Here is a 4,373-nt window from a genome sequence, read left to right as displayed (position 1 = left end):
CCCTACTCCCTTAGGCCCGTGGACTTTATGTGCTGCGGCTACCATAAAATCTATGGGCACCTCCGCCACATCCCAGGGGAAATGCCCTATGGACTGTACAGTGTCTGAGTGAAACAAGGCCTCGTGCGCTTTGCACAAATGGGCAATGGCCTCAATGTCAATCTTGTTGCCGATCTCGTTATTGATGTGCATCAGGCTAACCAGCTTTTTGGAGGTATCTGCTTCCAGCAATTCTTTCAGATGGCCCAGATCTGGGTTTCCCCAATTATCCAGCTGTACAAATTTCAATCGGATCCCGTACTCTTCAACCAGGGCCTTTGCGGTATATAATACAGCGTGGTGCTCGATCTTGGAGGTAATGATCGTTTCCACCCCCAGGTCCCTTACGGCACACCGCAGTATCATGTTATCCGCCTCAGTACCTCCTGAGGTAAAGATGATCTCAGCGGGTTCTGCATTGAGGTACCTGGCTATGGTCTTGCGGGCCTTTTCAATAGCTGACTTTGCCGTTCTTCCGAAAGCATGGGTGGAAGAGGGATTTCCAAAGCAAGTAGCAAGTGCCTCCTGCATTTTCGCAATTACCTCCTCCCTGACCGGAGTAGTTGCCGCATTGTCCAAATAAACATTTTGCATGGAATGGAATCTGTTTTTTTAAAAGGAGATAAAAATAATCAATTCCGAATACTTCGCTGTGGAATTTTCAATTCTTACCGCTGGGATAATAGGGACAATTTAAGTTACCTTTGGCATATGAAACGCGCACTGATACCGTTCCTCATTCTTTGTATGTACGCATGCAGCGATGGAGACCTCGAGATCGACACCATTGACTTTGATGATGTTGCCATTCAATACTGCGAATCCGAACCCACTATCAATAGCACACTCTTCTTTAAGACCAGTGGGGATGAAGCGCTGATCCTGGAACTGCAATCGGGTATCCTGCTCAACGAAGCTAGTACAGATACCATACGAAGTGCCGTACCTTCTCAGTCTCAAATCCTGTACCGCCTGTTTTCCGGCACGGTGAATAAAGGTTATTTCTGTGATGCCCTTCCCCCGGCGGAACCCAGCGTAATTGACGAGATCCAGGCGGAAGCTGGTGAAGTGCTCCTTACCACTGTACGTTCAGAGACCGATACTACCCAATTCATCCACACCCTGGTTTTAAAAGACATCACCCTGGTCAATAAAAATGGGGAGCGTATTACCAATACGCAGATTCAGGACTTTGGCAGTATCACTACCCAGCAATAATTTTATTTTGGGTTCTGGAAGATGTATACTTCCGTGGCACCCAACCCGTATTTTTGGTAATCGGCGTCGTAGTATTTAAGGTTATCATATCGACCAAAAAGGTATTTGAGCTCCTCCTGCAATACACCAGCGCCCACCCCGTGAATAAATACGACTTTCTGTATACGTTTCCGCATGGCAAACTCGAGTTGCCTCTTGGCGGTTTCCAGCTGAATATTGAGCATATCATAATTGCTCATCCCCTTTGTAGATGGCACCAGTTGGTGGATGTGCAGGTCCACCTCCATCTTGGGCACATTCCGGTCGCGTTTTTTAGGAACAGGGATTCTTTTGCGTTTGCCTTGTGCCTTATCCGATTTGGCCTGGGCGGCTTCAAAATTACTTACCTTGATTTCTTCTTTCGAAGGTACTTTGATCAGTGAAGCGACAGGAAAGACCATAGGAAACCCTGCTTCAGTTTCTACGGTCACCATGTCTCCACTGATCTGCACGACCCGCCCTGTGATTACATCATCCAGGGTTTCTACCTGATCACCCAATTGCAATGGCATCATTCTTCTTTTTTGGTTTCGGTCTCCCTGCTTCCCCAGCTTACCGAAGTTTTATACAGGCCAAACATAATTAAGACAATTCCCAGGCATAAAGCGTATTCCTGACGCATAATCCTGTCTCCCAGACCCATGAGCAACGCCCCGGCAATGACCAGCAGCAAATAAATGAAGGGTTTTATTTTCATTCCTTAAAAATAGTAGTATTTTTCGGTTACCAATATACCCATGCATGCTACAGCTCAGTTTGATCCTCGAAGAGTTTATGTTGCCGTGCCTCAGCAAACAGGTCTTGGGAATGGACTGCCCTGGTTGCGGTATCCAGCGGGCAGCTGCCCTCTTGTTCCAGGGGGAATTCCTTGCTGCATTTAAGATGTACCCTGCTATTTATCCGATCCTCTTGTTGTTTGCCTTCCTGTTTGCAGATGTTTTTTTCAAGATCAAATATGCCAACAAAATTAGTATCGGCTTAATGATCACAAGCGTGGTATTTATCCTGGGAAATTTTCTAATCAAGCTTATATAAAACCAAAACAAAATGGAGCAACAAAAATTACCTAATGTTACCATCGTTATCGTCCTCGCCATATTGTCCTATCTGTGCTGCTGCCTTTATGGCGTGCCAGCGATCATCCTGTCAGGAATAGGGCTTATTCTGCTGCGTTCAGACGAACAAAAGTATCGTGAAAACCCGGAGGGATATTCCAATTACAGCCAGTTCAGAACTGCCAAAATCATGGCGATCATCGGGCTGGTTCTCGGGGTACTTTACCTTTTGTGGACAATTTACCAGATACAAGCCATGGGAGGCTGGGATGCGATGATGGAGAAATCCAGGGAAATCCTGGAACAATACGGAATTGAGGAATAACCAATCCAAAGAACAATGGAACAACAACCTTTACCAGGCGCAAGTACAGCGCTTACAATGGGTATCATTGCCGTCGTAGGTGCCCTTGTCTGCTGCGGGCCTTTCGCCGCAATATTTAGTATTGTTGGATTAAGTTCAGCGGGCAAGGCTGAGCGGCTTTACAAGGAAAATCCGGGTGCCTACTCGGGTATTGAGAGCGTTAAAACCGGCAGGATCCTTTCTTACATCGGACTGGGGCTCTCCCTGCTGATGCTGGTGCTTTTGATCCTCTACTTCGGTGCCATACTTGCATTTATTGGCAGCGGTGCCTTTGAAAATCATTATTAAAGAAAAACCCCCGGTAATTGGGGGTTTCTTTTGTTGATTCAGGTTCCTAATTGGCTACCTCGCTCATGAATTTGAGTCGGTACAGCCGTAATTCCTCATCTTCGTATTCCCCTTCGAACTCTTCCAGGGCCGCTTCAATATCATCGGATTCGGCTTCCAGGAAATAATCGTGGATCTCTTCCTGCTGGTCTTCGTCCAGAATTTCATCTATCCAGTATTGCAGGTTAAGTCGGGTTCCGCTAAAAACGATTTGCTCCATCTCCTTAACGAGTTCATCGAGTTCCAGTCCTTTGGCAGAAGCAATATCATCCAGGGGTAATTTACGGTCGATATTCTGGATGATGTACAGCTTTAAACCCGAGTTGGCCCCGGTACTTTTCACTACAAGGTCATCCGGACGCGTAATGTCGTGCTCTTCTACATATTCAGCAATCAGGTCAACGAAGGGCTGACCGTATTTTTTGGCCTTGCCCTCTCCCACCCCATGGATATTTACGAGTTCTGTCATGGAGATGGGGTATTTTAGGGCCATATCCTCCAGGGAAGGTTCCTGGAACACCACAAAGGGCGGTACATCGTGTTTTTGGGCTTCCTTTTTTCTGAGTTGTTTGAGTTGTTTTAACAAACGCTCATCGGCAGCTCCACTGGCTTTACTGGATTTTACTGAACCTGCATCTGCTGTATGGTCGTACACATGGTCCAGAGTCATCATAAAGGAGGTTGGATTTTCTAGAAAATCCTGCCCGGCTTTCGTTAGATGCAGGATGCCGTATTGTTCAATTTCTTTCCGCAACAAACCGGCAACCAATACTTGTCGGATCAAAGCCATCCAATAGGCTTTGTCCTTATCCTTACCAATACCGAAAAACGGTTTTTCATTGGTTTTGTGGGAAGCGATCAGCGCATTGGTTCCACCTGTTAATGCCAGTACAATTTCTTTGGCTTTAAACTTTTCACTGGTTCCCTGGATCACCTGCAGGAGTTTAACCAAATCGTCTTTTGCCTCCTGCCTTTCCTTGGGGTTCCGCGCATTATCATCCATGTCTGCCCCTTCTCCATTCACCTCATCAAATTCTTCCCCGAAATAGTGCAGGATAAACTTCCTTCTGGAGATGGAGGTTTCGGCATAGGCCACGATCTCCTGCAGCAGGGCATTTCCAATTTCCTGTTCAGCTACAGGTTTGCCCGCCATGAACTTTTCCAGCTTTTCAACGTCCTTGTAGGAATAGAAGGCGAGGCAATGTCCTTCGCCACCATCACGCCCTGCCCTGCCGGTTTCCTGGTAGTAGCTTTCAATGCTTTTGGGGATATCGTGGTGGATCACAAAGCGGACGTCTGGTTTATCGATCCCCATACCAAAGGCAATGGTC

Annotated in this window: 8 protein-coding genes; 4 read left to right on the top strand and 4 right to left on the bottom strand. The window is 46.7% G+C overall.

The genetic code is table 11. From position 1 onward, the window contains the following. Positions 1 to 633, bottom strand: a 633-nt coding sequence (locus AC4E7D_RS12110) for a cysteine desulfurase family protein (protein WP_490174051.1), incomplete at its 3' end; no start/stop codon positions are given. Positions 634 to 750: 117 nt separating this feature from the next. Between AC4E7D_RS12110 and AC4E7D_RS12105 the strand changes: the two genes are divergently transcribed. Continuing rightward, on the top strand, positions 751 to 1,257 hold the full coding sequence (locus AC4E7D_RS12105) for a hypothetical protein (protein ID WP_490174050.1): 507 nt from the start codon (positions 751 to 753) through the stop codon (positions 1,255 to 1,257). A 2-nt stretch (positions 1,258 to 1,259) separates the two neighbouring features. Here AC4E7D_RS12105 and AC4E7D_RS12100 read toward each other — a convergent pair whose 3' ends face one another. Together AC4E7D_RS12100 and AC4E7D_RS12095 are read right to left on the bottom strand one after the other, a co-directional pair. Further along, a complete protein-coding gene (locus AC4E7D_RS12100; RefSeq protein WP_490174049.1) occupies positions 1,260 to 1,811 on the bottom strand; it encodes a DUF8465 domain-containing protein in 552 nt (183 codons plus the stop codon). Beyond that, positions 1,808 to 1,993: a hypothetical protein gene (locus tag AC4E7D_RS12095; protein WP_490174048.1), complete on the bottom strand. Its 186-nt coding sequence runs from the start codon at positions 1,991 to 1,993 to the stop codon at positions 1,808 to 1,810. The genes AC4E7D_RS12100 and AC4E7D_RS12095 overlap by 4 nt, the downstream gene beginning before the upstream one ends. A gap of 44 nt (positions 1,994 to 2,037) precedes the next feature. On the opposite strand from AC4E7D_RS12095, the gene AC4E7D_RS12090 reads away from it, so the two are divergent. Genes AC4E7D_RS12090 through AC4E7D_RS12080 form a run of 3 tightly spaced genes read left to right on the top strand, consistent with a single transcriptional unit; the run spans position 2,038 to position 3,003 of the window. Next, entirely contained in the window at positions 2,038 to 2,331 is a 294-nt protein-coding gene (locus AC4E7D_RS12090; protein ID WP_490174047.1) for a DUF2752 domain-containing protein, read from the top strand. Between the two features lie 12 nt (positions 2,332 to 2,343). Then, on the top strand, positions 2,344 to 2,676 hold the full coding sequence (locus AC4E7D_RS12085; protein WP_490174046.1) for a CCC motif membrane protein: 333 nt from the start codon (positions 2,344 to 2,346) through the stop codon (positions 2,674 to 2,676). Positions 2,677 to 2,691: 15 nt separating this feature from the next. After that, a complete protein-coding gene (locus AC4E7D_RS12080) occupies positions 2,692 to 3,003 on the top strand; it encodes a CCC motif membrane protein (RefSeq protein ID WP_490174045.1) in 312 nt (103 codons plus the stop codon). A gap of 46 nt (positions 3,004 to 3,049) precedes the next feature. Here AC4E7D_RS12080 and AC4E7D_RS12075 read toward each other — a convergent pair. Continuing rightward, a partial coding sequence (locus AC4E7D_RS12075) for an RQC domain-containing protein (protein ID WP_490174044.1) occupies positions 3,050 to 4,373 on the bottom strand: 1,324 nt, incomplete at its 5' end.

This window comes from Lentiprolixibacter sp., from assembly GCF_982873095.1.
The sequence above is the reverse complement of the archived record's forward strand: the minus strand, read 5'-3'. Positions and strand labels throughout refer to the sequence as shown.